Annotated in this window: 26 protein-coding genes and 1 riboswitch; of the genes, 14 read left to right on the forward strand and 12 right to left on the reverse strand. The window is 71.5% G+C overall.

The annotated features are described in order from the left end of the window. Positions 1-83: 83 nt before the first annotated feature. Positions 84-183, forward strand: a riboswitch (glycine riboswitch). Between the two features lie 76 nt (positions 184-259). Continuing rightward, positions 260-3,082: an aminomethyl-transferring glycine dehydrogenase gene (gene gcvP, locus AB0B85_RS09700; RefSeq protein ID WP_357405442.1), complete on the forward strand. Its 2,823-nt coding sequence runs from the start codon at positions 260-262 to the stop codon at positions 3,080-3,082. A 124-nt stretch (positions 3,083-3,206) separates the two neighbouring features. Here the strand turns inward: gcvP and AB0B85_RS09705 are convergent, their stop codons facing one another. Beyond that, positions 3,207-3,407 carry a DUF5999 family protein gene (locus tag AB0B85_RS09705; RefSeq protein ID WP_007460326.1) on the reverse strand — a complete coding sequence of 67 codons (201 nt, stop codon included), beginning with the start codon at positions 3,405-3,407 and terminating at the stop codon, positions 3,207-3,209. Between the two features lie 123 nt (positions 3,408-3,530). Here AB0B85_RS09705 and AB0B85_RS09710 point away from each other — a divergent pair, with 123 nt between their 5' ends. Continuing rightward, positions 3,531-4,775, forward strand: coding sequence for a chorismate-binding protein (locus AB0B85_RS09710; protein WP_357405444.1), 1,245 nt, complete (start codon positions 3,531-3,533; stop codon positions 4,773-4,775). Between the two features lie 10 nt (positions 4,776-4,785). Further along, positions 4,786-5,295 carry a peptide deformylase gene (gene def, locus AB0B85_RS09715; protein ID WP_357405446.1) on the forward strand — a complete coding sequence of 170 codons (510 nt, stop codon included), beginning with the start codon at positions 4,786-4,788 and terminating at the stop codon, positions 5,293-5,295. Here the strand turns inward: def and AB0B85_RS09720 are convergent. Next, complete coding sequence (locus tag AB0B85_RS09720; protein WP_357405448.1) at positions 5,275-6,060, reverse strand: GNAT family N-acetyltransferase; 786 nt, start codon at positions 6,058-6,060, stop codon at positions 5,275-5,277. The two genes, def and AB0B85_RS09720, sit on opposite strands and share 21 nt — an antisense overlap. Beyond that, positions 6,060-6,833, reverse strand: a complete 774-nt coding sequence (locus AB0B85_RS09725) for a TSUP family transporter (RefSeq protein WP_357405450.1) — start codon at positions 6,831-6,833, stop codon at positions 6,060-6,062. Before AB0B85_RS09725 ends, AB0B85_RS09720 begins: the two co-directional genes overlap by 1 nt. Before the next feature lie 184 nt (positions 6,834-7,017). Here AB0B85_RS09725 and AB0B85_RS09730 point away from each other — a divergent pair, with 184 nt between their 5' ends. Next, the gene (locus AB0B85_RS09730) at positions 7,018-7,797 is read left to right on the forward strand and encodes an endonuclease/exonuclease/phosphatase family protein (RefSeq protein WP_357405452.1); all 780 of its coding nucleotides are present in this window, start codon (positions 7,018-7,020) and stop codon (positions 7,795-7,797) included. Between the two features lie 90 nt (positions 7,798-7,887). Here the strand turns inward: AB0B85_RS09730 and AB0B85_RS09735 are convergent, their stop codons facing one another. Beyond that, positions 7,888-8,886 (reverse strand): tyrosine-type recombinase/integrase, encoded by a 999-nt coding sequence (locus tag AB0B85_RS09735; protein WP_357405454.1) that lies wholly within the window; start codon positions 8,884-8,886, stop codon positions 7,888-7,890. Positions 8,887-9,039: 153 nt separating this feature from the next. Here AB0B85_RS09735 and AB0B85_RS09740 point away from each other — a divergent pair, with 153 nt between their 5' ends. Further along, a complete protein-coding gene (locus AB0B85_RS09740) occupies positions 9,040-10,008 on the forward strand; it encodes a hypothetical protein (protein ID WP_357405456.1) in 969 nt (322 codons plus the stop codon). Between the two features lie 101 nt (positions 10,009-10,109). Here the strand turns inward: AB0B85_RS09740 and AB0B85_RS09745 are convergent, their stop codons facing one another. Next, positions 10,110-10,904 (reverse strand): alpha/beta hydrolase, encoded by a 795-nt coding sequence (locus AB0B85_RS09745; RefSeq protein ID WP_357405458.1) that lies wholly within the window; start codon positions 10,902-10,904, stop codon positions 10,110-10,112. A 224-nt stretch (positions 10,905-11,128) separates the two neighbouring features. Here AB0B85_RS09745 and zwf point away from each other — a divergent pair, with 224 nt between their 5' ends. The 4 genes from zwf to AB0B85_RS09765 all read left to right on the forward strand — a co-directional run bounded on the left by zwf (position 11,129) and on the right by AB0B85_RS09765 (position 15,038). Further along, entirely contained in the window at positions 11,129-12,502 is a 1,374-nt protein-coding gene (zwf, locus tag AB0B85_RS09750) for a glucose-6-phosphate dehydrogenase (protein WP_357405460.1), read from the forward strand. A gap of 67 nt (positions 12,503-12,569) precedes the next feature. Beyond that, on the forward strand, positions 12,570-13,394 hold the full coding sequence (locus tag AB0B85_RS09755; RefSeq protein WP_357405462.1) for a hypothetical protein: 825 nt from the start codon (positions 12,570-12,572) through the stop codon (positions 13,392-13,394). A gap of 109 nt (positions 13,395-13,503) precedes the next feature. Continuing rightward, the gene (locus AB0B85_RS09760) at positions 13,504-14,916 is read left to right on the forward strand and encodes an OFA family MFS transporter (protein ID WP_357405464.1); all 1,413 of its coding nucleotides are present in this window, start codon (positions 13,504-13,506) and stop codon (positions 14,914-14,916) included. Continuing rightward, positions 14,913-15,038: a hypothetical protein gene (locus tag AB0B85_RS09765; RefSeq protein ID WP_357405466.1), complete on the forward strand. Its 126-nt coding sequence runs from the start codon at positions 14,913-14,915 to the stop codon at positions 15,036-15,038. The genes AB0B85_RS09760 and AB0B85_RS09765 overlap by 4 nt, the downstream gene beginning before the upstream one ends. Before the next feature lie 30 nt (positions 15,039-15,068). Here the strand turns inward: AB0B85_RS09765 and AB0B85_RS09770 are convergent, their stop codons facing one another. Continuing rightward, positions 15,069-15,797: an SDR family oxidoreductase gene (locus AB0B85_RS09770; RefSeq protein ID WP_357405468.1), complete on the reverse strand. Its 729-nt coding sequence runs from the start codon at positions 15,795-15,797 to the stop codon at positions 15,069-15,071. A gap of 79 nt (positions 15,798-15,876) precedes the next feature. Between AB0B85_RS09770 and AB0B85_RS09775 the strand changes: the two genes are divergently transcribed. The 3 genes from AB0B85_RS09775 to AB0B85_RS09785 all read left to right on the forward strand — a co-directional run bounded on the left by AB0B85_RS09775 (position 15,877) and on the right by AB0B85_RS09785 (position 17,988). Then, positions 15,877-16,710, forward strand: a complete 834-nt coding sequence (locus AB0B85_RS09775; protein ID WP_357405471.1) for a patatin-like phospholipase family protein — start codon at positions 15,877-15,879, stop codon at positions 16,708-16,710. 49 nt (positions 16,711-16,759) lie between these two features. After that, complete coding sequence (locus AB0B85_RS09780) at positions 16,760-17,221, forward strand: peroxiredoxin (RefSeq protein WP_357405473.1); 462 nt, start codon at positions 16,760-16,762, stop codon at positions 17,219-17,221. An 83-nt stretch (positions 17,222-17,304) separates the two neighbouring features. Beyond that, positions 17,305-17,988 carry a hypothetical protein gene (locus AB0B85_RS09785; protein ID WP_357405475.1) on the forward strand — a complete coding sequence of 228 codons (684 nt, stop codon included), beginning with the start codon at positions 17,305-17,307 and terminating at the stop codon, positions 17,986-17,988. A gap of 56 nt (positions 17,989-18,044) precedes the next feature. Here AB0B85_RS09785 and AB0B85_RS09790 read toward each other — a convergent pair whose 3' ends face one another. Beyond that, complete coding sequence (locus tag AB0B85_RS09790; protein WP_357405478.1) at positions 18,045-18,497, reverse strand: MarR family winged helix-turn-helix transcriptional regulator; 453 nt, start codon at positions 18,495-18,497, stop codon at positions 18,045-18,047. A 96-nt stretch (positions 18,498-18,593) separates the two neighbouring features. On the opposite strand from AB0B85_RS09790, the gene AB0B85_RS09795 reads away from it, so the two are divergent. Continuing rightward, positions 18,594-19,025 (forward strand): hypothetical protein, encoded by a 432-nt coding sequence (locus tag AB0B85_RS09795; RefSeq protein WP_357405480.1) that lies wholly within the window; start codon positions 18,594-18,596, stop codon positions 19,023-19,025. A 181-nt stretch (positions 19,026-19,206) separates the two neighbouring features. Here the strand turns inward: AB0B85_RS09795 and AB0B85_RS09800 are convergent, their stop codons facing one another. From AB0B85_RS09800 to AB0B85_RS09820, 5 genes are all read right to left on the reverse strand, one after another. Then, positions 19,207-20,139, reverse strand: a complete 933-nt coding sequence (locus AB0B85_RS09800) for a CU044_5270 family protein (protein WP_357405482.1) — start codon at positions 20,137-20,139, stop codon at positions 19,207-19,209. Beyond that, positions 20,136-20,720, reverse strand: coding sequence for an RNA polymerase sigma factor (locus tag AB0B85_RS09805; RefSeq protein ID WP_357405484.1), 585 nt, complete (start codon positions 20,718-20,720; stop codon positions 20,136-20,138). Before AB0B85_RS09805 ends, AB0B85_RS09800 begins: the two co-directional genes overlap by 4 nt. A 75-nt stretch (positions 20,721-20,795) precedes the next feature. After that, complete coding sequence (locus AB0B85_RS09810; RefSeq protein WP_357405486.1) at positions 20,796-21,989, reverse strand: GNAT family N-acetyltransferase; 1,194 nt, start codon at positions 21,987-21,989, stop codon at positions 20,796-20,798. A 188-nt stretch (positions 21,990-22,177) separates the two neighbouring features. Then, the gene (gene cydB / locus AB0B85_RS09815; RefSeq protein WP_357405488.1) at positions 22,178-23,176 is read right to left on the reverse strand and encodes a cytochrome d ubiquinol oxidase subunit II; all 999 of its coding nucleotides are present in this window, start codon (positions 23,174-23,176) and stop codon (positions 22,178-22,180) included. Positions 23,177-23,190: 14 nt separating this feature from the next. Beyond that, positions 23,191-24,606 (reverse strand): cytochrome ubiquinol oxidase subunit I, encoded by a 1,416-nt coding sequence (locus AB0B85_RS09820; protein WP_357405490.1) that lies wholly within the window; start codon positions 24,604-24,606, stop codon positions 23,191-23,193. A gap of 161 nt (positions 24,607-24,767) precedes the next feature. Here AB0B85_RS09820 and AB0B85_RS09825 point away from each other — a divergent pair, with 161 nt between their 5' ends. Continuing rightward, positions 24,768-25,535, forward strand: a complete 768-nt coding sequence (locus AB0B85_RS09825) for a lysophospholipid acyltransferase family protein (protein WP_357405492.1) — start codon at positions 24,768-24,770, stop codon at positions 25,533-25,535. Positions 25,536-25,587: the final 52 nt, after the last annotated feature.

The raw sequence follows: 25,587 nt of genomic DNA on the forward strand, positions 1-25,587 counted from the left end.
GCCGGCACGCAGCGCGGCGGTCACGGGCCCGGGGTAGGACATCTGCGGGAAACACCGGCGCTGGTAGCGTTGACCATGCCGGTAACACCCACGTGGGAGAGACCGCCCGCCGGCACGGCAGGGCGGCGCCGAAGGGGCAAATCCTCCCCGGAACCTCTCAGGCAAAAGGACCTCGTGGGCAGGCACTGTGAAGCATCCCCCGGTGGGGGTGCGACAGAGGGGGAGGCCGACACGTCGACCTCGCCCCGGGAGTGCCCCCATGACCGTAGAGCAGTTCGCCACCCGTCACATCGGTCCCGGCCCCGACGATGAGCGTCGGATGTTGGAGGTCGTCGGGCACGGCTCGATCGACGAGCTGATGGACGCCGCGATCCCCGAGGTGATCCGCTGGCACGGCACCCTCGACCTGCCGGAGGCGGCCACCGAGGCCGAGGCGATCGCCGAGTTGCGGGCCCTGGCGGCCCGCAACACCGTCGCCGTCTCCATGATCGGGTTGGGGTATCACGGCACGCACACCCCGGCGGTGATCCGCCGTAACGTCCTGGAGGACCCGGCCTGGTACACGGCGTACACGCCGTACCAGCCGGAGATCAGCCAGGGCCGCCTGGAGGCGTTGCTGAACTTCCAGACCATGGTCACCGACCTGACCGGCCTGGCCACCGCGAACGCCTCGATGCTCGACGAGGGCACCGCCGCGGCCGAGGCGATGACCCTCGCGCGGCGCGCGTCCAGGAGCAAGAGCCGGGTGTACGTGGTCGACGCCGACGCCCTGCCGCAGACCATCGCCGTGATCACCAGCCGGGCGGTGCCGCTCGGTATCGACGTGCGGGTCGTCGACGTCGAGCGCGACGAGTTGCCGGCGGAGTTCTTCGGCCTGCACCTGCAGTACCCGGGGGCGTCCGGCGCGGTCCGTGACCACACGGGCCTCGTCGAGGCCGCGCACACCGTCGGGGCGCTCGTCACTGTCGCGGCGGACCTGTTGGCGTTGACGCTGCTGCGGGCGCCGGGGGAGATCGGCGCGGACATCGCCGCCGGCACCACCCAGCGCTTCGGCGTACCCATGGGCTTCGGTGGTCCGCACGCCGGTTACCTGGCGGTGCGCGCGGGCCTGGAGCGAATGCTGCCCGGTCGCCTCGTCGGGGTGTCGCGCGACGCCGACGGCAACCCCGCCTACCGGTTGGCGTTGCAGACCCGCGAGCAGCACATCCGGCGGGAGAAGGCGACAAGCAACATCTGCACCGCGCAGGTGCTGCTCGCGGTGATGGCCGGCATGTACGCCGTGTACCACGGGCCGGACGGGCTGCGGGACATCGCGGCGCGTACCCATGCCATGGCGGCGCGGCTCGCGGCCGGGTTGCGCGCCGGCGGCGTGGACGTCGCGGACGTCGCGTTCTTCGACACCCTGACCGCGAGCGTGCCTGGCCGGGCCGCGCAGGTCGTCGTGGCGGCCGCCGCCGACGGGGTGAACCTGCGACTTGTCGACGCCGACCGGGTCGGTGTGTCCTGCGACGAGACGACCACCGACGCGCACCTGGCGCGGGTGTGGGCGGCGTTCGGGGTGCCCGCGTTCGACGGCGACGCCGACGCGGCACTGCCGGTCGACCTGGCCCGTCACAGCGACTTCCTCACCCACCCGGTGTTCCGCAGCCACCACTCGGAGACGGCGATGCTGCGCTACCTGCGGCGGCTGTCGGACTTCGACTACGCCCTGGACCGGGGCATGATCCCGCTCGGGTCGTGCACGATGAAGCTGAACGCGACCACCGAGATGGAGCCGGTCAGCTGGGCGGAGTTCGCCAACATCCACCCGTTCGCGCCGGACGACCAGACCGTCGGGTACCGGGAGATGATCGGGCAGTTGGAGTCGTGGCTGGCCGAGGTGACCGGCTACGACGCGGTGAGCGTGCAACCCAACGCCGGGTCGCAGGGGGAGTTGGCCGGGTTGCTGGCGATCCGCTCGTACCACGCGTCGCGGGGTGAGACGCACCGCGACGTGTGCCTGATCCCGTCGTCGGCGCACGGCACCAACGCGGCGTCGGCGGTGATGGCCGGCATGCGGGTCGTCGTGGTGGCCTGCGACGACGACGGCAACGTCGACCTCGTCGACCTGGACGCGAAGATCGACAAGCACCGGGACGCGCTCGCCGCGATCATGGTCACGTACCCGTCGACACACGGCGTGTACGAGACCGGCATCGCGTCGCTGTGCGCGAAGGTCCACGACGCCGGCGGTCAGGTGTACGTCGACGGGGCGAACCTCAACGCCCTGGTCGGGTTCGCCAAGCCCGGCAAGTTCGGCGCGGACGTGTCGCACCTGAACCTGCACAAGACGTTCTGCATCCCGCACGGCGGCGGTGGCCCCGGTGTGGGCCCGGTCGCGGTCCGCGCGCACCTGGCGCCGTTCCTGCCCGGTGACCCGCTCGGCGCGCACGTCGACGCGACCCCGGCGATCTCGGCGGCCAAGTACGGGTCGGCGGGCATCCTGCCGATCCCGTGGGCGTACCTGCGGATGATGGGCGCCGAGGGGCTGACCCGGGCGACCGGCGTCGCGGTCCTCGCGGCGAACTACGTCGCGGCGCGCCTGCGGGGGCACTTCCCGGTGCTGTACGCCGGCAACAAGGGCCTGGTGGCGCACGAGTGCATCCTCGACCTGCGGCCGTTGACGAAGGCGACAGGGGTGAGCGTCGACGACGTGGCGAAGCGGCTTATCGACTACGGCTTCCACGCGCCGACGATGTCGTTCCCCGTCGCCGGGACGCTGATGGTGGAGCCGACCGAGAGCGAGGACCTGGCCGAGCTGGACCGGTTCTGCGACGCGATGATCGCGATCCGCGCGGAGATCGAGCAGGTCGCCTCGGGGCAGTGGCCGGCAGGGGACAACCCCCTGGCGAACGCCCCGCACACCGCGGCGATGGTCAGCGGCGACGAGTGGCCGCACCCGTACCCGCGGTCGGTGGGCGCGTACCCGGCCGGGGTGGACCGGGCCGGGAAGTACTGGCCGCCGGTGCGGCGTATCGACGGCGCGTACGGCGACCGGAACCTGGTCTGCTCGTGCCCGTCGCCGGAGGCGTTCGAAGACTGACGACGGGCGAGCCGGGGCGGGCGGTACGGGCCGCCCCGGCAGCCGCTGCAGCCTGGACGAGGACGTCCCCGACCGGGGGACTACCCTGGCCGATGGCGGCTATTCGGTGACGCTGGGTGGTCGATCAGGCCACGAGGGCGTGGCGGGCGGGGCCGCGGTGCGGTGCGATGCTGCTGCCGTCGGGAAGCAACTCGCCGGTGTCCTCGAAGACGATCACACCGTTGCAGAGCAGGCTCCAGCCCTGCTCACGGAAGCAGGCGAGGACGCGCGCGGCTTCCCGGTCGGTGGCTTCAGCGGAGGGGCAGGTCGGTTGGTGCTGGCACATCAGGGTCTCCGGACTGTGGGGGCACTGTGTCATGGTTCACATGACCAGTGACGCACAGTACCAAGCGAAAGTGTCCAGCATCGACCAGGAGCCGGCCCGGCGTACGGGAAATCCACTGAACGGATGAGGAAGGTCGGACCATACGGCGTGGAAACGCTCCCACAGGTGTGCGTCGCGGATAGCGACCCGGCGACATTTGTCGATGCGCCCGCGGCACCGGCCGCCTGCCGAGACACCCTCACCGAACGCGCCCGCCTGCAATGGCACCGCCGCGACGGCGGCGACCCCGCCGCCCTCGCCGAGGAGTTCCTCGCCGCACACGGCCTGCCACTGCACGACCTGACCCGACCCACCCCCACCCACCCCGACACCGGGGCCTGCGGCGCCGCGCTCTACCTGTCCGCAGCCGCCGGCGCGCACCTGGCCGGCGCACCCACCACCACCGCCGAACCCGCGCCCACCCTGCCCGACCTCACCGTCGTCGTCTACCACCACGGCCCCACCCGAAACACCCCACCCGCCGGCCCACCCACCCCCTGGTGGCTCGGCCCCTGGACCGAAAGCTGGACCCCCCGCCAACACGCCGACGCCGTCGCCGAAGTCCGCGCCGCCATCGGCCGCGGCGACGTCTACCAGACCAACCTCGTCGGACACGCCGCCGCCCCATACACCGGCGACCCCCGGCCCGCCCTGAGCCGCCTCAGCGCGCTCCCCGGCGCCCGCTACGGCGGCGTCCTCACCGGCGACGGCTGGGCCATCGGCTGCGCCTCCCCGGAAACCCTCATCGAGGTCACCGACGGGCACCTCATCACCCGACCCATCAAAGGCACCCGCCCCGCCACCGCCGCCGGCCGCGCCGAACTGCTCACCAGCGCCAAGGAACGCGCCGAACACATCATGATCGTCGACCTGGAACGCAACGACCTCGCCCGCATCGCCCGCACCGGCAGCGTCACCGTCGACGACCTGTTCACCGTCCGCCGCTGGTGCGACCTGTGGCAGGCCGAGTCGACAGTGCGCGCCACCGCCGCCGACGGACTCGGCCTCGCCGACCTGCTGCGCGCCACCTGCCCCGGCGGCTCCGTCACCGGCGCACCCAAACACGCCGCCCTCACCCAGATCACCACCCTCGAACCCGTCGGCCGCGGCGCCAGCATGGGCGCACTCGGCTGGGTCACCCCCGGCCGCGTCGACCTCGGCCTGACCATCCGCACCGCCGCCGCGGACACCGACCTGCTGCACACCTGGGCCGGCGGCGGCATCACCTGGGACAGCGACCCCGCCGCCGAGGTCGCCGAAGCCGCAGCGAAAACCGCCCCGATCCGCGCCACCCTGGCCGGACACCGCACCCACCGCGACCGGCGATAAACTGCCGACCATGACCATGCGGCCCATCCGGATCATCGGCGACCCCGTCCTGCGCACCGAATGTGAGCCGGTCACCACCTTCGACACCGAGCTGCGGGCCCTCGTCACCGACCTGATGGACACCCTGCTCGGCGCCCCCGGCCGCGCCGGGGTCGCCGCACCACAGATCGGCGTCAGCGCCCAGGTGTTCGTCTACGACGCCGACGGGCACCGCGGCCACCTCATCAACCCCACCCTCGAACTCTCCGACGAACTCCAGGACGACGACGAGGGTTGCCTGTCCATCCCCGGGTTGTACTTCCCCACCCAACGGGCCCTGCACGCCACCGCCCACGGCGTCGACCAGCACGGCGAACCGTTGACGATCTCCGGCAGCGGATTCCTCGCCCGCGCCCTGCAACACGAAACCGACCACCTGCGCGGCACCCTCTACGTCGACACGCTGCGCGGCGACACCCGCCGCCGCGCCCTGCGCGAGATCCGCGCCGGCCGCTTCGACTCACCCAGCCGCCGCCGCTGACGCCGTCACCATCCACTCGTCGTAATCGGCGACCCGGGTGAAACCGACCCGCTCGTACAGGCGCACCGCAGCCACGTTGTCCGCCTTCACGTTGAGCGTGACGTGCGCGACGCTCTCCCGCAGCCGCGCACACAACGCCGCCACCACCGACGCGCCCAGCCCCCGCCCCCGCCAGAGCGGATGCGTCGTGACGTTGCCCAGGGCCGCCACCCCGTACGCCGGCGAGAACACATGCACCCCGGCCACCGCCACCAACGCATCCCCGTCGCGCACCCCCAGATACTGCCCCGTCTGCACCATCCGCTCGTCGAACCAGTTACCGGGGTACGCCCGCGCGTACAACTCCCGCACCTGCGGCAGGTCCGCCGCCCCGAGCACCACCCCCACCGGCGCCACCGCGCCCAGCCGCGCCGGATCGGTCAGCGCCATCCGGTGATGCCGGCCACCGGCAACCAACCGGAACGCCCCGGACAGCGCACCGGTCAGACCGGGGGACAGGTGCGCGTACAGCCGCGCCGGCAGCACCGGCGCCAACTCCGCAAGCAACACCGACAGCGCCACCGTGTCCGCCGGCGCGGCGAACGCCAACAACGTCGGCAGGTCCGTGCCGTGGTACAGCAACGCAACCTGCTCACCCCGACGAAACCACGACGTGTACGGCCAGAAGAAATCGTCCAGGTCACCCAACTGGTAGGCGTGCAGCACCGGATCCCGCCCCAACAACCGCGCCAACACCGCACGGTCGTGCTCGGCCCGCACCGCCATCAGCGCGCCACCCACTGGTCATGGCCGAGCTTCGCGACCAACGCCACCACGACCACCAGCAGCACCACCCGCACGAAACCCGAACCCCGACGCAACGCCATCCGCGCCCCCAACACCGCCCCGGCGATATTGCACACCGCCATCCCCGCACCCAACAACCACCACACATGCCCGGTCACCCCGAACACCACAAGCGCACCCAGGTTCGTCCCCGCGTTGACCACCTTCGCCATCGCCGAACCGTGCACGAAGTCCGCACCCACCAACGCCGTGAACGCCAACACCAGGAACGTCCCAGTACCCGGACCGATCAACCCGTCATACAGGGCGATCCCCACACCGGCCACCGCGACCACCACGCCCACCCGCACCGGCGTCCGCCTCGCCGGCACCGCCAACACCCCCATCCGGGGCCGCAGCAACACGAACACCGCCACCAGAACCAGCACCACCAACACCACCGGCCGGTACGCCGACGCCGGCACCGCCCCGGCCAACGCCGCACCCACACCCGCGCTCACCACCGCCAACCCCGCCGCCGGCCCCGCCACCCGCCAGTCAACAGTCGTCCTGCGGGCATAAGTCGCCGCCGCCGTGGCGGTACCGAAGATCGCGGCCAACTTGTTAGTGCCCAACGCGGTGGCCACCGGCAACCCCGGCGCGGCCACCAGCAACGCCGGCAGCAACAACAACCCACCACCGCCGACCACGGCATCGACCCACCCCGCCATCGCGGCAGCGGCCAGCAGAGTACTCAGCGATACGGCGTCCACGGGCGGCAATTCTCCCCACCACAACCGCCCCCAAGACCACCCGAGTGGCCAGCCTCACCCCCTCACCGACGCCGAGAACGCCGCAACCGCACCCCCAACGCGCCAACAGCCACGAACACCAACGCGGAACACAGCAACACCTTCAGCACCCGGCAACCATGCCACGGGGACGTATGGTGCAGAAGTGCGCCTGGCCACCTTCAACCTGCTGCACGGACGATCCCTGACCGACGGGCTCGTCGACTCCGACCGCCTCACCACCGCCATCAGCGCCCTCGACGCCGACGTGCTCGCCCTCCAGGAAGTCGACCGCGACCAACACCGCAGCGGCAAACTCGACCTCACCACCATCGCCGCCCACGCACTGGACGCACCCCACCACCGCTTCGCCGCCGCCGTCGTCGGCACCCCCGGCGAACACTTCCGCCCACTGCGCCACGACGACGACGGACACGGCGAACCCTGCTACGGCATCGGCCTGATCAGCCGCCACCCCGTCCGCAGCTGGCACATCACCCGCCTCAAACCCGCCCCCGTCCGCTCACCGGTCTACGTACCCGGCCCCCGCGGCGGCCTCATCCTGCTGCACGACGAACCCCGCGTCGTACTCGCCGCCGTCCTGGACACCCCCCACGGCCCCCTCACCGTCGCCGCGACCCACCTGTCCTTCGTGCCCGGCTGGAACGCCCGCCAACTCCGCCAAACCGTCCGCGCCCTCCGCGCGCTACCCGGCCCCCGCATCCTGCTCGGCGACCTCAACCTGCCCGCCGGCCCCGCCCGACTCGTCTCCGGCTGGCAGCCCCTGGGCCGCCGCCCCACCTACCCCTCCGGACAACCCCGCGTCCAACTCGACCACATCCTCGCCGACCGGCACGCCCTCAACCAGCTCCCACCGGTACGCGCCGTCACCACGCCAGCGTCCACTATCTCCGACCACCGCCCCCTGCTCGTCGACCTCGGCTGAACCCGCCGGCCACCCGGCCCAGAACGCGTGGGTGGGAAACCACCACCGCCGTGCCCACCCACCCTCCAACACGCCAACGCCGACGCGCGCTCAATCCCGGCCCACCACCAGCGACGCCAACACCCGGTTGGTGCGGTTGGCCCGCACCGCGTCGCGCTGCTGCCCGGCCGTCACCTCGATGTACGTCTGCGACGACGCCAACGACGCGTGCCCCAACAGCCGCATGATCTCCGCGGCGCTCGCCCCGTCCTCGGCCAACCGGGTCGCGAACGTGTGCCGCAGCGCGTGCAACCGCGCCCCCCGCGGCACCCGGTCCCCGATACCAGCCCGCCGGTAACACGACTCCACCAGATACTGCAGCCCACCCCGACGCAGCGGCTCACCGTGGCGATCCACCAGCAACGCCGAGTCGGGGCGCACCGACCGCGCCCCGAAGCGCCGACGCCGACTGTCCAGGTAGTCGGCCACCACCCGGTCCAGATCAGCCTCGATCGGCACCACCCGGGGCCGCCCACCCTTGCCGGCCACCTCGACGCGCCGCTCACCCGGCCGACCCGCCAGCGAGCCGACCCGCAACGCCAGCAGCTCCGACAGCCGCAGCCCCGCACACAACGCCACCGCCAACACCGCCACGTCCCGCTCCGGCCACGGGTCACGCTGCCTGCCGTCGTCCCGCGCCACGGACGCGAGCAGCACCTCGGGGGTGTCCGTGCCGCGCAGCGGCTTCGGCTGGGGGAGTAGCGCCCGGGGCCGGTCGACCGCCGGCATCGGGTTGCCCGCCAGCACCCCCTCCGCCACCAGGAACGTGAAGAAACTGTTCCAGGTGGACCAGGCGCGGTGCACCGAAGCGGGCGCCCGGGGCGCGGCGAAGCGGGCGAACGCCGCCCGCATCACCCGGGGGGAGAGGTCGGTGATCGACAGCTCGTCCAGGGGCAGGGGAGTGGCGGCGGCTTCGGCGATCAGGTCGCCCACCGTGCGCAGGTCCCGCCGGTACGCGGCAAGGGTGTGCGGGGAGGGCTTGCGGGTGGCTCGGGCGGTCAGGAACTCCTCGATCAGCATCCCGAGCGATTCGTCCTGTTTGTCATGCATAAGGGATATTATGCAGCATTTTCGGGTTTCCGGGAAGGGCGGAGGAGGGGGAGCGGCCCACACCACACCAGGCTGCTCGGTCACCGCGGCGATACCACCCGTCAGCCAGAACGAGGGGCGTGGTGTGGTGTGGCATCTCGCTACCATGACCGGGTGGCCGTCATCTCTCGCCGGAAGCTGGTGTGGGGTGGGGTTCTCTTCCTCCTGCTGGCCTACGTCGTGCTGCTGACCACGACGACCCTCGGCACGGTCTGGGCAGCCTGGTGGTCCGGCAAATCCACAACCGACATGCGGCTGTGGTGGTGGCCGATGCTGTTCTGGAGTCGCCTGGGCAAAGGCATTCAGCTGCTGGCCGGGCTCGTCGTGATACTCGACGTGATCGATCTGGATCGGCTGCGCCGATCTGCTGTCACGCTCGACAGTAGAGGACGCGCCCTTCACCTTCTGGCGCCAATCGAAAGGCACCGCGCGAAGGTGTACGGAGTCCGTGAAGAGCTCACCCGGTGCCTCGTGGACATGAAATACCTGGCGGCCCGAGGAGGCGTGACCCTCGACATCTCGTCTCTGCGAGCCGAGCCCAGCCTCGCCGTCTCGGAGGAGACGGCGAACCTGCTCGGCGCGGTGGATGTCGCCGAAACCCTGCGCAGGATGCACGCCGAGGCGGCCAAGCAGGGGTGGCGCGGCGCGGAGCTGACGCGGCGCGTCCACGAACGCATCGACACCTTCCTTGCCGACCAGTTTGGTCCAGGTGAGCGGGGATGGTCGGGCACTGTCGCCCACCAGTTTCAGGCGCGCACCACCTTCTTCGGGATCATCGGCCTGATGGTGGCGCTGGCCGTCACCACAACCGTGACCATGGTCCTGATCTCCACGACGCTCAGTGAATGGATAACCGCATCCATCGCGATCGTCGTCTTTCTCGTGAGCGTCCCCATCGGCGTGTTGCCCATGGAGGACTGGCGTCTCGGCGGGTCCCTGCTGGCGGCCTGGCGCTCCGGCTGCGCCCGGATCTTGAGCTTCTTCGCCGAGATGATCGGCACCGCCCGGCCGGGCCACGTGTTCCGTTGGATGGCACTCTGGCTTTTCCTCGCCGGGATGCACTTCGACCTGTTGGCCTCCTGAAGCGACCTGCTGCGGTGGCCGGTTCGTGGCCCCGCCACCCGCTGTGCCGGCAGAGTTTCCAGGGGGGGACCCCCAACCCTGGTTACTTTACATAATGTGCATTATCGAATCTCAGCCACGCGTGCCCGGAGCAGCCAGTCCTGGGTCAGCGCTCGCAGCAACGCGGGCTGTTCGAACGGCAGGTAGTGTCCGGCCCCGTCGAGCACGCTGTAGGTGCCGCGCGGGTACCGGCGCATGGCGCGGAACTGGTCGGCGTACCCGATGATCCCGTCCTGTCGCCCGGTGATGACGCTTACCGGTCCGTCGAAGACGACATCGACGTTCTCGTCGGGCAACGCGTAGCCCGGACCGGTCTGCAGCTCCTCCTGAAACGTCGCATCGCCGGGGCCGCCGGAGTCGAGGGCGGCCAGCACCGTCGCGACGACACCCGGGGTGCGGTGGCCCACGGCGGCGTCGAGGTGCGCGCGCAGCGCCTCGGGCGCGGCGTCGAGCCAACCGGTGGGCGCGTCGGGCTGCGGGGCGTCGGGCAACTCCCTGCTGTCGCGGGCGATGGTGATCCCTGGGCAGACGAGCAGCAGGCCGCGGACGAGTTCCGGTCGTTGGCGTGCGATGCCGGCGGCCAGGTACGCGCCGTAGGAGGCACCCGCGAGCAGGACCGGTGCTTGCGCGTGCTTGTCGAGCCATCCGCACACGCTCTCCAGCACCGCCTGGGAGGTGGCGGGGTCGGTCCCGGGGCTGTCGCCGTGACCGGGCAGGTCCAGGTAGGTCTGGCGCAGGTCGGTGCCGGCGAGGGCCGGGCCGAAGGCGGCGGCCGTGGCGGCCCGGGTCATGCCGAACATGGGCAGGCAGACCACCTCGGGTCCGGTTTGCGCCGATCGGTCGAATGCCAGGCTCATCGTTTGTTCCTCCCGGGGTGATGGTGGTGGCACAGGAGGACAACCTTTCACGGGCGGTCGACCTCGCGGGGACCGGTGCAGCGGTGGAGCGGTGCGTTCCGGGGCGTACTCCCCTCGCTGTCGCCGACCTCACGTGCGCCGCTCGTCGGGGAATGCCCGGGGCGGGTCGCGCGGTTCTCCGTTCGGAAGATCAGGATCATGATCGAATTGGAAGTGCCATGCACATGCGCTCAGATGCGGTGGTGCTGTTCGGTGTCACCGGTGACCTCGTGTCGAAGAAGCTGTTCCCGGCGCTGTACGAGTTGACCCGGCGTGATCGCCTCGATGTTCCGGTGATCGGTGTGGCCCGCTCCCCCTGGGATGATCAGCAGTTGGTCACCATGGCCCGTAAGTCGGTGGCCGAGGCGAACGACGAGGTCGACGACGAGGTCTTCGACCGGTTGGCGGGCAACCTCGCGATGATCTCCGGGAACTACGCGGACCGGGCCACCTACGAGCGGCTGGCCGAGCGGCTGCGGGGTGCGCAGCGGCCGATCTTCTACCTGGCGATTCCTCCGGCGGTGTTCGGTTCCGTCATCGAGGGGCTCGCGGCCGTGGGCCTGGCCGACCGGGGTCGGGTGATCGTGGAGAAGCCGTTCGGGCGTGATCTGGCGTCGTCGCGGGAGTTGGACCGCACGCTGCGGGCGGCGTTCGCGCCGGAGCGGGTGTTCCGCATCGACCACTATCTCGGCAAGGAGGCGGTGGAGGGTCTGTACGCCTTCCGGTTCGCCAACCGGTTGTTCGAGCCGCTGTGGAACAACGAGCACATCGACAACATTCAGGTGACCCTGGCGGAGGGTTTCGGCACGCAGGGTCGTGCCGGCTTCTACGACACGGTGGGCGCCACCCGGGACGTGTTGCAGAACCACATCCTGCAGATCGTCGCGCTCATCGCGATGGAGGCGCCGGCCAGCGAGGACACCGCGGCGTTCCAGGAGGCGGAGGTGTCGGTGCTGCGGCAGATCGCGCCGCTGTCGCCGGAGTCGACGGTGCGGGGGCAGTACGCGGGCTATCGGGACGAGCCGGGTGTCGCGTCGGGTTCGAACACGGAGACGTTCGTCGCGACCCGGTTGACTGTCGACTCGCCGCGTTGGGCGGGGGTGCCGTTCTATCTGCGTACGGGTAAGTCGCTGCCGGGGACGGCGACGGAGGTGGTGGTCGAGTTCAAGCAGCCGCAGCGGTCGCTGATTCCGGCGGAGCGGGGCACGGTGACCGCCGCGAACCTGCTGCGGTTCCGGCTCGGGCGCGGTGACGGCATCACGATGTCGATCCAGGCGAAGAGCCCGGGGGCTGAGGTGGCGAGCCGTCCGGTGGATCTGTCCGTCGACTTCGGTGCGGCGCTGGGGCGGCGTCAGGAGGCGTACGAGCGGTTGCTGGACGACGCGATGGATGGGCAGCATCTGCGGTTCGCCCGGGAGAAGACGATCGAGCAGGAGTGGCGCGTCGTCGAGCCGATCCTGGATCTGGCAGACCCGGTGCGGTCGTACGAGAAGGGCACCTGGGGTCCGGCGGAGGCGGACGCCCTCGCCGGTGGTTGGCACGCCCCGGACCTGCGATAGTGGCGCTGCTCACGGTGTCGGCGGCGCCGACGCGGTGGGCGGCGCGCACCGTGGCAGGCTCTGCCGAATGGCACCTGATGAGACGGTACGCGCGCTCGCCGAACTGGCGGAGGCCGAGTTCATGTTCCGGTACGAGTCGGGTGCGCCGGCCGACGTCCGGGACGCGCTCGGGATCCGGACCGCCAGGATGGGCGGCGGGGTGGTGCTGTCGATGCGGCACGACCCGACCGGCTACTGGTCCAAGGCGCTCGGGTTCGGCTTCGACGAGCCGGTGACCGGCGAGTTGATCGCCCAGGTGTGCGACTTCTACCGCGCCGAGGGCACGCCGAAGGCCGTCATCCAGATCGCGCCGGACCGGTTGCCGGCGGAGTGGGACGAGATCTGCGCGCGGGAGAACATCACGGCCGGCGGTGTGTGGGTGAAGCTCGCCGGTGAGATCGGTGCCCTGCGTCCCGGTGACACGCGCCTGCGGGTGGGTCCGGTCGCGGACGGGTCGGTGCGCGAGTGGGCGTCGGTGGTCCTGCGGTGCTTCGGGATGCCCGAGGAGCACCTCGCGCCGATGCTTGTCGCGAGTGTCCGCGACCCGGGGTTTCGTCCGTTCGCGGCCTGGGACGGTGCGCGGATGGTGGCCGCCGCGAACCTGTTCGTGCATGGCGAGGTGGGTTCGCTCAACACCGGTGCCACGGTGCCGACCCATCGGGGTCGGGGCGGGCAGTCGGGCTTGTTGGCGGCCCGGGTGGCAGCCGCCGCGGAGGCTGGTTGCCGGTGGGTCACGGCGGAGACGGGCCGGCCCGCGCCGGGTTCGTCGAATCCGTCGCTTGACAACATGCTGCGGCTGGGGATGAGCCCGCTGTACGAGCGGCGCAACTGGCTCTGGCAGGCGGCTGAGTGACCGCTCAGCTCACGGTTTCGACCGTCGGGCGACGTCGAGGTTTGCGGCCTCCGTGTGCGGGGGGCACGTTGTGGGGACGTCTCTGTCCTCACCGGAGAGGAAGCAGCGCATGCTTTCCGCACTCGATCGTCGGCACACCGTCGCGCCGCCCGGCTACAGCCGGTGGCTGATCCCCCCGGCGGCGTTGGCCATCCACCTCTGCATCGGTCAGGTCTATGCGACAAGCGTCTACAAGAACTCGCTGATCGCGCACTTCGACACCAGTCAGACCGCGATCGGGGTGATCTTCAGTATCGCGATCGTGATGCTGGGGTTGTCCGCGGCGGTCGCCGGGACCTGGGTGGAGGCGAACGGGCCGCGTAAGGCCATGTTCGTCTCGGCCTGTTTCTGGGCGGCGGGTTTCCTGGTGGGGTCGCTGGGCATCGCCACGAAACAGCTGTGGTTGTTGTATCTGGGCTACGGGTTGCTCGGCGGCATCGGGCTGGGCATCGGTTACATCTCCCCCGTCTCCACGTTGATCAAGTGGTTCCCGGACCGGCCGGGGCTGGCCACCGGGTTGGCGATCATGGGGTTCGGTGGTGGGGCGATGGTCGCCTCTCCCCTGTCCCGGCAGCTGTTGTCGTTCTACGACGCCGGCTACGACCCGGCGAACGCGGGGTCGACGGCGTCGGGCAGCGCCCTGGTGTGGTTGTTCGTGACGCTTGGCCTGGGCTACTTCGTGATCATGATGTTCGGGGTGGCGAACGTGCGGGTGCCGGCCGAGGGCTGGCGGCCGGCCGGGTTCGACCCCGCGAGTGTGGCGGCGAAGCCGCTCGTCACCACGGCGAACGTGTCGGCGGCGAACGCGGTGAAGACCCGGTCGTTCTGGCTGCTGTGGGTGGTGCTGTTCTGCAACGTGACAGCCGGCATCGGCATCCTGGAGCAGGCCAGCCCGATGATCCAGGACTTCTTCCGGGACAACGGCACGTCGGCGGTGACAGTCGCGGCGGCCGGTGGGTTCGTGGGTCTGCTGTCGCTGTTCAACATGGCGGGCCGGTTCGTGTGGTCGTCCACCTCGGACGTCATCGGCCGCAAGCCGATCTACCTGGTGTACCTGGGGGTCGGCATGGTGCTGTACGCGCTGTTGGCCCTGGTCGGGCAGAGCGCGACAGCCCTGTTCGTGTTGTTGGCCTGCGTGATCCTGTCGTTCTACGGAGGTGGGTTCGCGACGGTGCCGGCGTACCTGCGGGACCTGTTCGGCACGTTCCAGGTCGGTGCGATCCACGGCCGGTTGCTGACCGCGTGGTCGGCGGCGGGGATCGCGGGTCCGCTGATCGTCAACGGGTTCCTCGACGCGCAGGGCAAGCCGGGCACGTTGACGGCGGCGGCGTACCGGCCGGCGTTGTTCACGATGGTGGGCGTGCTCGCGGTGGGTTTCGTGGCGAACCTGCTGGTGCGGCCGGTGCCGCAGCGCTACCACGAACCAGCGGCGGAGCAGGGTGCGACTGAGGACATGGGGGCGGAGAGGAGTGCCACGCGATGAGTGACGACAGCCGATCCGGGCAGCAGGCCCGGTTGTGGATCTCCTGGTTGGTGGTGGCTGTGCTGCTCGGCTACGGGGTGGTGCAGACCGTGATCACGGCGGCGAAACTGTTCACGCACTGAGCGGTGAGCCGGGGCGCCGCGCGCCCCGGCTCACAGTCCGCCGGAGACCCGCAGGACCGTCCCGGTGGTGTACGAGGCGTCCGGGCTGAGCAGCCAGGCGATCGCGGCGGCGATCTCGTCGGGTTCGCCGGCGCGGCCCAGCGGGATGCGACCGGCGGCGGTGTCGGCGCGGTCGGGTACGCCGGAGGCGGCGTGGATGTCGGTGCGCACGAGGCCGGGTGCGACGGCGTTGACGCGGATGCCCCGCGGGGCGAGTTCCTTGGCCAGGCCGACGGTGAGGGTGTCGGTGGCGGCCTTCACCGCGGCGTAGTGCACGTACTCCCCCGGGCTGCCGAGGGTCGCGGCGGCCGACGAGACGTTGACGATCGCGCCGCCGTCGGTGAGTCGGCGGGCGGCCTGCTGGGCGCAGAGGACGTAGCCGACGAGGTTGACGTCGACGACCCGGCGCAGGTCCTCGACGCGCAGGTCGGTGAAGGGTCCGATGAGGCTGGTGACGCCGGCGTTGTTGACCAGGCCGGTGAGTGGGCCGAGCTGGGCGGCCGCGTCGAACAGTTCGTTCACCTGGTCGGGGTCGGTGGTGTCGGCGCGTACCGCGATGGCCTGGGCCCCGGCGGCGCGCAGGTCGGCCAGGACGGCGGCGGCGGCGGTGTCGTCGCGGCGGTAGCACAGCGCGAGGTGGTGACCGGCCTGGGCGAGGCGGCGGGCGGTGGCCGCGCCGATGCCACGGCCGCCGCCGGTGATGACGGTGACAGGTGCCACGGTGTCTCCAGGGCTGTCGGAGCAGGACGCGCCGACGCTACCGTGACCGGCGCGGTCCGGTCGTGGAGAGGAGGGTCACATGCAGCGCGCGTTGGTGCTCGGTGGTGGCGGGGTGACCGGTGTGGCCTGGGAGTTGGGGCTGCTGGCGGGGCTGGTCGAGCGGGGTGTGCCGGTCACCGGGGCGGATCTGGTGGTCGGCACGTCGGCGGGCTCGGTGGTCGGCGCGCAGGTGTGCTCCGGGTTGCCGGTGCAGCGGTTCTACGAGGATCAGTTGGCCCCGCCGAGGGGTGGGTCGGCGGCCCGGTTGGGTGTGGTGGCGTTGGCGCGGCTGGTGTGGGCCGGTGGTCGTACCCGCGACGCGGTGCGCGCACGGGCCCGGATCGGGGCGATGGCGCTGGCGGCGCGTACCCAGTCGGAGGCGTCGCGGCGGGCGGTGATCGAGGCTCTTCTCGTGGCCCGGGAGTGGCCGGCGCGGCGGTTGCTGGTCACGGCGGTGGACGCGGCCTCCGGCGAGTTCGTGGTGTTCGACAGCGACAGCGGGGTGTCGCTGGTGGACGCGGTGGGTGCGAGTTGCGCGGTGCCCGGGGTGTGGCCGCCGGTGACGATCGGCGCGCGCCGGTTCGTCGACGGTGGGATGCGCTCGACGGTGAACGCGGACCTCGCGGCGGGCGCGCAGCGGGTGCTGGTGCTCGCGCCGACGTCGGGGGCGTTCGGGCCGATGCCGCGGGTGTCGGCGCAGGTGGACGGTTTGCGTTCCGCCGGGTCGAGGGTGGTGGTGGTGACGCCGGACGCGGCGGCGCGCTCGGCGATCGGCCGTAACGTGCTGGATCCGGCGCGGCGCGCGGGTGCGGCGCGGGCCGGGCGGGCCCAGGCCGACGTGGTGGCCGACGAGGTGGCGGCGCTCTGGGCGTGATCGCTTACGCTCACCGCGCGTTCGGTCGATTGGACAACGGAGGTGCGCGGTGGCGGGTGTGGGTGTCGGTGACGTGGTGCAGGACTTCGAGCTGCCGGATGAGACGGGCACGCCGCGGCGGCTGTCGGAGTTCCTGGCGACCGGGCCGGTGGTGCTGTTCTTCTACCCGGCGGCGATGACGCGGGGGTGCACGGCGGAGAGTTGTCACTTCCGGGACCTCGCGGCGGAGTTCACGGCGGTGGGCGCGTCGCGGGTGGGCATCAGCCGTGACCCGGTGGCGAAGCAGGCGGAGTTCTCGAAGCTGCACGGGTTCGACTATCCGCTGCTGTCCGACCAGGACGGCACCGTGGCGCAGCAGTTCGGGGTGAAGCGGCGGGTGCCGTTGGGGCCGCTGAGCATGAAGCGGATGACGTTCGTGATCGGCACTGACCGGCGGGTCGTCGAGGTGATCCACAGCGAGGTCAGCATGAACGACCACGCGGACCGGGCGCTGCGGGCGTTGGGTGGCTGAGTGGGCGTGGGCCCTGTGCGGCGGGTGTCGCAGTGGGCTGGTATCAAGACAGCAATCAAACAGGTGTACGGAAGAGGGTTGTGATGGATGCCGGCCAGGGTTTGTCCACTGACGAGGTGCAGAGCATCCGGGAGGCGTTGGCGGCCGGGCGTAAGCCGCGGGTGGTGTTCACCGCGTCGGCGGGGCAGATCGCCGGCCAGGTCGGTCAGGTGGTCGAGCTGACCGACCCGGAGGTGTCCGACGAGTTCGTGGTGGTGCGTTTCGGTCGCGACGAGTTGCCGTTCTCCCCCGCCGACCTGGCGGTGGCGCCCAAGGGCGCGGGTCGGCGGGTGGTGGAGCCGAAACCGGAGCCCGAGCCGGAGCCGGAGCCGGTGGCGGCGCCGGAGTTCGTGTTGGACACGCCGCGGGTGCCCGCGCAGCGACAGGAGGAACCGAAGGTGGAGCAGACCGAGAAGCCGCCGGCGCGGCGGGCGGTCAAGGCCGTCAAGCCGAAGGGCCCGGCGGGGCTGACGGTGACCTTGGCGTACGCCGACGGTGAGTGGACGGTGGCCGCGCAGCAGGGCAGTAAGGCGCTCGCGAAGCCGTACGTGGTGAAGCCGGCCGAGGCGTTGAAGATGGTGGCCCTGGTCGACGTGCCCGGTGTGCAGGAGGCGGTGGAGCAGATCCTCGGCACCGAGCGGGCCGAGGCGGAGCAGCAGGCGGAGAAGCTGCGCGCGGAGTTGGCGGAGATCGAGGCGCGGTTGGCGGAGCTGCGCGAGGCCCGCTGAGCTGGTCGCGGCGGGTCTGCCCGGGGTTGGGTGGGTCCGCCGTGGCGGTGTCGGCGTCAGTGGCCGCCGTGGTGCTCGAGCAGGCGGGTGAGCAGGCGGGTCAGTTGGTCGCGTTCGGCGCTCGACAGGGGTGCGAGCAGGTCGTCCTGCACGCGGGCGACGGTGTCGGCCATCCGGTGGGCTTCGGCGGTGCCGGCCTCGGTGAGGCTGATGACGTTGCGGCGGCGGTCGGCCGGGTCGGGGGCGCGTACGACGAGTCCCCGACCGGTCAGGTCGTTGACGGCGGCCACGACGTCGCTGCGGTCGATGGCGCAGCGACGTCCCAGGTCGGCTTGGCTCGCGGGTCCGCTCTCGGCAAGTGCGGCGAGCAGCCGGTAGTGGTAGCCGCGCAGGCCGTGCGCGGCGAAGCCGGCGCTGATGAGTCGTCCGGCGTGGGTGGCGGCCTGGTTGAGCAGCCAACTCGGGGTGGTCCGCAGCCCGGCGGGTGACTGCGGGGCGGTGGCGTCCATGGCGGCAGCCTAACAGTAATCGTTGGTGCGACCCACAAACCGTGTTACGTTGGCTCCACCAACGTTGGCAACGCCAACGTTTTTGAAGGAGGCATCGTGTCCACTCTCAACGGTCAGGTCATCGGTCAGGCCCATTTCGCCACCCGTGCCCTGCTCGAACGCGCCGTCGCGCCCCTGGGCGTCGACTTCGGCCAGGTTCTCGCGCTCAACGCCCTCGCCGCCGGTCCCGTCGCCCGCACGCGTCTGGTGCACCGCATCACCAGCACCCGCAAGGTCGACGAGCCGGCCGTGCACGAGATGATCGCCGGCCTCGTCGCCGCCAACCTGGCGCGGCTCGACGACACCGCAGAACCGCAGGTAGGGCTCACCGACGCCGGCCACGCCACCCAGGCCCACATCGCCGACGCCGTCGGGGGCATCACCGCCCGGCTGTACGGAGACATCCCGCCCGCCGATGCCGACGCTGCCGCCCGCGTTCTGACGCTCATCACCGAGCGGGCCAACGACGAACTGGCGGGCGTCGCCTGAACCGCGTTGCCAGGTGGCGTAGCCGACCACGTCGCCGTCGTCCTCGACGAGGGTGAGCCCGTCGCCGGGCAGGGCGCCGTGTCGGCGGAGCCGCGCAAGGCCCGCTGAGGCGGGTCCGGGCCGGCTGCGGTGTGCCGGCAGGCGGCCGGCCCCGGCGGGTTGGGGCCGACCGCCTGGATGCCTACTGGCGCGGGTGCTGTCCGAGCTGGGCCACCACTGCCCGTTGCAGCACCGCGGTGGTGCCCAGCACCGTCCCGGCCGGCCCGTCGGCGGTGTCCGCCACGAGATAGCTGCGCTCTCCGAGGTAGTCGAACGTCGCCTCATCGAAGATCCACTCGTCGCGGCGGCTGTGTTCGGTGTGCGCGACGGCTATCCCCCGCCGCCCGGTCGCGTCGGTGACTCCGCGCACCACCTCGACGCCGGGGATCTTCGCCGCGGCCCGGTAGAGTGCGGCGCTCGTACGCGGCGGCACCAACGACTCGCGCAGGATGTCACCGATCGCGGTGAACGCCGCGCTGTCGGGGCTGCTGCCCGGACCTCGCTGCTCGCGTTCCCGGTACAGCTTCGCCAGCAGGGCGTCGGGGTCGTCGGGCAGGTCCACAAGCGCGGCGTTCGGTGTCACGTCCGTGAGCGTTTCGCGTTGCGGGATGGTGCCGACGATCGGCGCGTGGAACAACGGTTGCCTCAGCAGGCCGTCGCCCCGCTCGTCGCGGGGAATCCAGATCTCCCGCTCCTGTACCGGTCGCAGCCGGGCCGGGCCGTCACCGAGCTCGGCGACGGCACCCCGGCTCCTGATGTAGACGTAGCCGCCCGCGCCGGGCGGTGGCCCCGGCTTGTCGGCGGTGGCCACGGCCATCCGGTTGAGGAGCAGCGCCGCACCGACGCGTTCGCCCTGCCCGACCGGGACGACGAGCGGCGCGCTGTCCGGCGCCCACGGCTGGGCGACCATCCCGGCCGCGACCGCGACGGCCAGCACTCCCGCCACCGGCGCGAGCACACGCAGCCGTACTGGCCGCCGTGACGGCCGCCGGACCTCGGTCAGGAGATGCTGCCGCAGTGCCTGTCGGCGCGGCTGCGGCAGCGTCGGCACGGGCGGGGCGGAGGGCTCTGTCATCGGTACTCTCCCTGCTCGGCGGGGACCATCCGGGTGCCGGCCAACTCCTGCTGAGCCAGCGTTCGCAGCCGGGCGCGGGCCCGCGACAGCCGGGAGCGCACGGTGCCGACGGGTACGCCCAGCGCCTCGGCCGCCGCCGCGTAGTCCAGGTGCGACCACACGCAGAGCAGGAACACCTCCCGGTCCGCGCGGCGCAGCGCCCGCAACGCCGCCAGGGCGGCGGTCACCTGGTCGGCGTCGTACATCCGGTCGATGACCTCGTCGGCGAAGTCCGGGACGGTGTCGCGGACCGGCAGCCGCCGTAACGCCTCCCGGTGCCGGCGGGCCGCCCGTCGGCGGTTGCGCAGCACGTTCGTCGCGATGCCGAGCAGCCACGGGCGCAGGCTGTCCCCGTCCGGGCGCAGGGATCCGCGGATCCGCCACGCCTCGAGGAAAGTCAGCGACACCACATCCTCGGCGTACGCCGGGTCGCCTTCGCTCCACAGCGCATGTCGATGAACCGCGTCGGCGTGCTCGTCGAAGAGCTCACCCAACGCCTCGGAGTCTCCGGCCCGGATCCGGGCCCGCATCTCGGCTGTCACACCTGTATCTGTCCGCTGCCGCCGGTGAGTTCCCCTTTCCGGTGCGGGAGTTCACCGGCACCGGGCGGACGGCGGTCAGAAGTAGTCGAGCAGCTGCGCCGGACCGCCGGCGCCCAACAGGTCGAGTGCGCCCGGGTCGACGCCCGGGCTGTGGTGCAGCAGTCCGGCCTGCGCCACCGACCGGGCACCGGCCGCCCCGGCGTAGAGCAGAGCGAAGCCGCGTACGTCCAGTCGCAGGTCGGCTTCGCCGCCGATGCGGGTGAGCTCGGCGTCGCCGTCGGCGACGGTCAGCCGCCAGGTGCCGGTGTTCCATTCGGCGAGTGCGTCGGTGAGTGCGAAGTCGACGACGCCGCGGGCGTGGGCGGGCCACCCGCGGGTGTGCACCGCGCGGGCGACGTCGACCGGTCGGTGCAGCCACAGGTCCCGCGCGTGGTCGCGGGCCGCCTCCAGCGGCAGGTGGGCGCTGACTGCGTCGCCGTCGAGCGGGCACAGCCGCAGCGTCGGCGTTACGCTGGCCCAGCTGCCGAGCACCCCGACGAGTTCCCGGGCGGCGTCGGCGGTGACGGCCAGCGCCTCGTCGACGGTAAGCACCGAGTCGGCGCCGTAGCCTTGACCGCGTTGCCAGGTGGCGTAGCCGACCAGGTCACCGTCGGCCTCGACGACTGTGACACCGTCGCCGGGCAGGTCACCCTTGGCGTTGAAGTAGTCGTACAGCTTCCCCCGGCGCGTCAGCATGCCGTTGCGGTGGCGGGTGACCCGCTCGTACAGGTCGGTGACGGCGGCCAGGTCGGCGGGCGTGCCGGCCCGTACGCTCAGGTGCGGGGCGGGCCGGTGTCGGGGCAGCGCGGCGGTGGCGAGGTTGACGGTGCGCAGCACCCCCGCGGCCTCCCAACCGCAGGCCCGGTAGGGGGCGGCGACGGTCGGGTACAGGGCGCTGACCGCCGCGCCGCGTTCGTGGGCGCCGGCCAACAGGGCGGTGAGCAGGGCCCGGGCCACGCCCCGGCCCCGGGCCTCGGGGGCGACCGCCACCCCGGCGACGTCGGCCGCCGGTACGGCCCGTCCGGACCACCACTGGTCGTGGTGCAGGTCGACGGCCTTGCCGACGAGGCGACCGGTGTCGTCGAACGCGCCGTAGCGGGTCATGCCGGGCACCTCGACGCGGGTGCTGGCGTGGCGTTCCTGGGTGCCGCCGAACGCTAACCGGCCCAACTCCCAGGCGGCGTCGAGGTCGTCGGTGGTGAGTTCGCGAACGTGCGCAGTGGCGGACATCGGAACAACCTAGCGGCACGGGCTCCGCGCCGACCGCCAATTCCCCGGCCCGACCACCCCACCCCACCCCACCTCACCTGCGGCCGTCGATCATGGAGTTGTGGTGGGTGACAAATCTGTCCTCATTTGCCCAAACTGGGCACCACAACTCCATGATCGACGCGCGCGGCGGGGTGGGGGCAGCCCGGTCAGTGTTGCGGGATGTTGGCTACGCCGATGCGCTTGCGGAACACCCAGTAGGTCCAGCCCTGGTAGGCCAGCACGACCGGTGTGAAGATCACCGCCACCCAGGTCATGATCTTCAGGGTGTACGGGGTGGAGGCGGCGTTGGTGGCCGTCAACGTGCCCGCCGCGTCCAGGGTGGAGGGCAGCACGTTCGGGAACAACGCCGCGAACAGGGTCGCCACGGCCAGGCCGATCGCCACGGCGGTGCCGGTGAACGCCCAGCCCTCCCGGCGTACCCGGGCGGCGGCCAGACCACCGAGCAGGGCGAGGGCCGCGCCGACGGCGAGCACGACGGCCGCCGCGCTGGAACGGATGCTCAGCGTCCAGGTCAGGAACGCGACCGCGAGCACGGCGGCGCCGACGCCCAGGCGCACCGCCAGGGCGCCCGCGCGTTCGCGGATGTCGCCGGTGGTCTTCAGGGCGAGGAACACCGCGCCGTGGGTGAGGAACAGCGCGAGGGTGGTCGCGCCACCGAGCAGGGCGTACGGGTTGAGCAGGTCGATCAGGCCGCCGACGTACTCGTGGTCGGCGTCCAGCGGCACCCCGCGCAGGATGTTGGCGAAGGCGACGCCCCACAGGATCGCCGGCAGCAGTGAGCCGACCACGATCGCGGTGTCCCAGCGGCGCTTCCAGGACGCCTCGGGGCGCTTGTGCCGGTACTCGAAGGCCACGCCCCGGGCGATCAGGGCCAGCAGGATCAGCAGCAGCGGCAGGTAGAAGCCGGAGAACAGGGTGGCGTACCACTCGGGGAACGCGGCGAACATGGCGCCGCCGGCGGTGATCAGCCAGACCTCGTTGCCGTCCCAGACCGGGCCGATGGTGTTGATCAGGACGCGGCGCTCGCGGTCGTCGCGGCCCAGCACGGGCAGCAGCATGCCGACGCCGAAGTCGAAGCCCTCCAGGATGAAGTACCCGGTGAACAGCACGGCGACGAGGAGAAACCAGATGGTGGTCAGGTCCACGATGGGCTCCGGGATCAGTAGGCGAAGGCGAGCGGGCGCTCGGCGTCGTCGTGGGTGTCGTCGATGGGGTGCTCTTCGCTGACGTCGGGCACACCGGCCTTGGCGTAGCGCAGCAGCAACTTGACCTCGATCACGGCGAGGGTGGCGTAGATCAGCGTGAACGCGGTGAAGGAGGTGAGCACCTCGGTCAGCGAGACGCTGCGGGAGACGCCGTTGCGGGTGAGCATCTCGCCGAAGACGATCCACGGCTGCCGACCCATCTCGGTGAAGATCCAGCCGAAGGAGTTGGCCAGCAACGGCAGCACCGGCATGGCCAGGCCGGCGCGCAGCAACCACCTGCTGCTCGGGGTGCGGCCCTTGCGCTGGCTCCACAGGACCAGCAGGGCGATCGCGGCGGCGGCCATCCCGAAGGCGATCATGAAGCGGAAGCTCCAGTAGGTGACCGGGATGATCGGGGTGTAGCTGCCCGCGCCGTACTGGGTGGCGTACTGGGCCTGCAGGTCGTTGATGCCGTGCACGGTGCCGTTGGGGTCGCCGGTGCCCAGGTACGACAGCAGGTACGGGATCTTCAGGGCGAACACCTCGCGGCTGCCGTCGAGGCTGCCGATGGTCAGGACGGAGAACGAGGCGGGGCTCTCGGTGGTGTAGAGGCCTTCGGCGGCGGCCATCTTCATCGGCTGCACGTCCGTCATGATCTTGCCTTGGATGTCGCCGGTGAACAGCACGGCCGCCGAGGCGACAAGGACCACCCAGGAGCCGAACTTGGTGGCGAAGCGGTACGCGCCGGTGTCGGCGGAGTCGCGGTTGCGGATCACGTGCCACAGGCCGACCGCGACGATCAGCGACCCGGCGACCAGGAATGAGCCAGCCAGGGTGTGCGGGAAGGTGATCAGGGCGACCTTGTTGGTCAGCACGGCCGGGAAGTCGGTCAGTTCGGCGCGTCCGCTGTCCGGGTTGATCCGGTAGCCGACCGGGTTCTGCATGAACGAGTTCGCCGCGAGGATGAAGTACGCGGACAGGTTGGTGCCGATCGCGGCGGCCCAGATGCTGGCCAGGTGCGCTCGCTTGGGCAGCCGGTCCCAACCGAAGATCCACAGGCCGATGAAGGTGGATTCGAGGAAGAACGCGACGAGCGCCTCGATGGCCAGCGGTGCGCCGAAGATGTCGCCGACGAAGCGGGAGTAGTCGCTCCAGTTCATCCCGAACTGGAACTCCTGCACGATGCCGGTGACCACACCCATCGCGAAGTTGATCAGGAACAGCTTGCCGTAGAACTTGGTGAGTTTCAGGTACCGCTCGTTGCCGGTGCGGTGCCACATCGTCTGCAGGATGGCCACCAGCACGGACAGGCCGATGGTCAGCGGAACGAAGAGAAAGTGGTAGACGGTGGTGACACCGAACTGCCAGCGGGCGACGTCCAACGCGTCCACCTGAAACCCCCAGCCACTCATACTACGAGACGTAGTAAATACTACTGCCCGTCGTAGAGAAACCGGCAGGGTCGGGCGGCCCGAAACGACCCGGGACCAATGACCCTGATCACCCGACCCGCCCTCGCGAGTGCACCGGCGCATGCGACGATGGCGCGCTGATGGACACCGCACCCTCCCCCTGGCAGCCGCCGCTGATCTGGCGGGGCGCCCTACTGTTGGCCCGCGCGCTGGTCGGCCTGCTCGCCCGTCTCGACGTCACCGGCGAGATTCCGGCACACCTACGCCGTGGCCCACTGGTGCTGACCGCCAACCACATCAGCCCGTTCGACCCGCTGGTGATGGCCGCCGCCTGCCAGACCCGCGGCATCGCCCCCCGGATCATGGCCACGGCCGGGCTGTTCCGCGTGCCGGTGCTCGGCGCCGCCATGCGTCACGCCGGCCACATCCGGGTCGACCGGGGCACCAGCGCCGTGCACCGGGCCCTCGACGACGCCGCCAGCGCCGTCGCCAGCGGATCGGTGATCCTCATCTACCCCGAGGGGCGCATCGGCCTGGACCCCGGCATGTGGCCCGAACGCGGCAAGACCGGCGCCGCGCGACTCGCCCTGGCCTGCGGTGCTCCGGTCGTGCCGGTCGCCCAGTGGGGCGCCCACGAGGTGCTGCCCTACCGGGCGCCGCGCGGAATGCTGCGCGGCGTCGCCCGCGCGCTGTGGCGCCGCCCGGTGATCCGGGTGCACTTCGGCCCACCCGTCGACCTCGGCGAGTCGAGCGCCGCCACCCCCGGTGCCGCCCGCCGCGCCACCGACCGGATCATCGACGCGCTCACCGACACCCTCGCCCCGCTGCGCCCCGACGAACCGGACCTGCCCCGCCACGTCGACCCCGGCCGGCCCAGCGACCTCAGCCGCGCCCACCGCCGTCGCTGAGCCCACCGCGCCGCCGGTGCGGCGATCAACGCGGTCTGCCGGACGGCGGAGG

The organism is Micromonospora sp. NPDC049044 (assembly GCF_040649215.1).
Taxonomy (GTDB): domain Bacteria; phylum Actinomycetota; class Actinomycetes; order Mycobacteriales; family Micromonosporaceae; genus Micromonospora.

What these genes read in the sequence shown, in the direction of transcription:
- gcvP (WP_357405442.1), top strand. Translation starts at nt 260, where the DNA reads ATGACCGTAGAGCAGTTCGCCACCCGTCACATCGGTCCCGGCCCCGAC.
- AB0B85_RS09705 (WP_007460326.1), bottom strand. Translation starts at nt 3,407, where the DNA reads ATGTGCCAGCACCAACCGACCTGCCCCTCCGCTGAAGCCACCGACCGG.
- AB0B85_RS09710 (WP_357405444.1), top strand. Translation starts at nt 3,531, where the DNA reads ATGAGGAAGGTCGGACCATACGGCGTGGAAACGCTCCCACAGGTGTGC.
- def (WP_357405446.1), top strand. Translation starts at nt 4,786, where the DNA reads ATGACCATGCGGCCCATCCGGATCATCGGCGACCCCGTCCTGCGCACC.
- AB0B85_RS09720 (WP_357405448.1), bottom strand. Translation starts at nt 6,060, where the DNA reads ATGGCGGTGCGGGCCGAGCACGACCGTGCGGTGTTGGCGCGGTTGTTG.
- AB0B85_RS09735 (WP_357405454.1), bottom strand. Translation starts at nt 8,886, where the DNA reads ATGCATGACAAACAGGACGAATCGCTCGGGATGCTGATCGAGGAGTTC.
- AB0B85_RS09745 (WP_357405458.1), bottom strand. Translation starts at nt 10,904, where the DNA reads ATGAGCCTGGCATTCGACCGATCGGCGCAAACCGGACCCGAGGTGGTC.
- zwf (WP_357405460.1), top strand. Translation starts at nt 11,129, where the DNA reads ATGCGCTCAGATGCGGTGGTGCTGTTCGGTGTCACCGGTGACCTCGTG.
- AB0B85_RS09755 (WP_357405462.1), top strand. Translation starts at nt 12,570, where the DNA reads ATGGCACCTGATGAGACGGTACGCGCGCTCGCCGAACTGGCGGAGGCC.
- AB0B85_RS09760 (WP_357405464.1), top strand. Translation starts at nt 13,504, where the DNA reads ATGCTTTCCGCACTCGATCGTCGGCACACCGTCGCGCCGCCCGGCTAC.
- AB0B85_RS09765 (WP_357405466.1), top strand. Translation starts at nt 14,913, where the DNA reads ATGAGTGACGACAGCCGATCCGGGCAGCAGGCCCGGTTGTGGATCTCC.
- AB0B85_RS09775 (WP_357405471.1), top strand. Translation starts at nt 15,877, where the DNA reads ATGCAGCGCGCGTTGGTGCTCGGTGGTGGCGGGGTGACCGGTGTGGCC.
- AB0B85_RS09785 (WP_357405475.1), top strand. Translation starts at nt 17,305, where the DNA reads ATGGATGCCGGCCAGGGTTTGTCCACTGACGAGGTGCAGAGCATCCGG.
- AB0B85_RS09790 (WP_357405478.1), bottom strand. Translation starts at nt 18,497, where the DNA reads ATGGACGCCACCGCCCCGCAGTCACCCGCCGGGCTGCGGACCACCCCG.
- AB0B85_RS09800 (WP_357405482.1), bottom strand. Translation starts at nt 20,139, where the DNA reads ATGACAGAGCCCTCCGCCCCGCCCGTGCCGACGCTGCCGCAGCCGCGC.
- AB0B85_RS09810 (WP_357405486.1), bottom strand. Translation starts at nt 21,989, where the DNA reads ATGTCCGCCACTGCGCACGTTCGCGAACTCACCACCGACGACCTCGAC.
- AB0B85_RS09825 (WP_357405492.1), top strand. Translation starts at nt 24,768, where the DNA reads ATGGACACCGCACCCTCCCCCTGGCAGCCGCCGCTGATCTGGCGGGGC.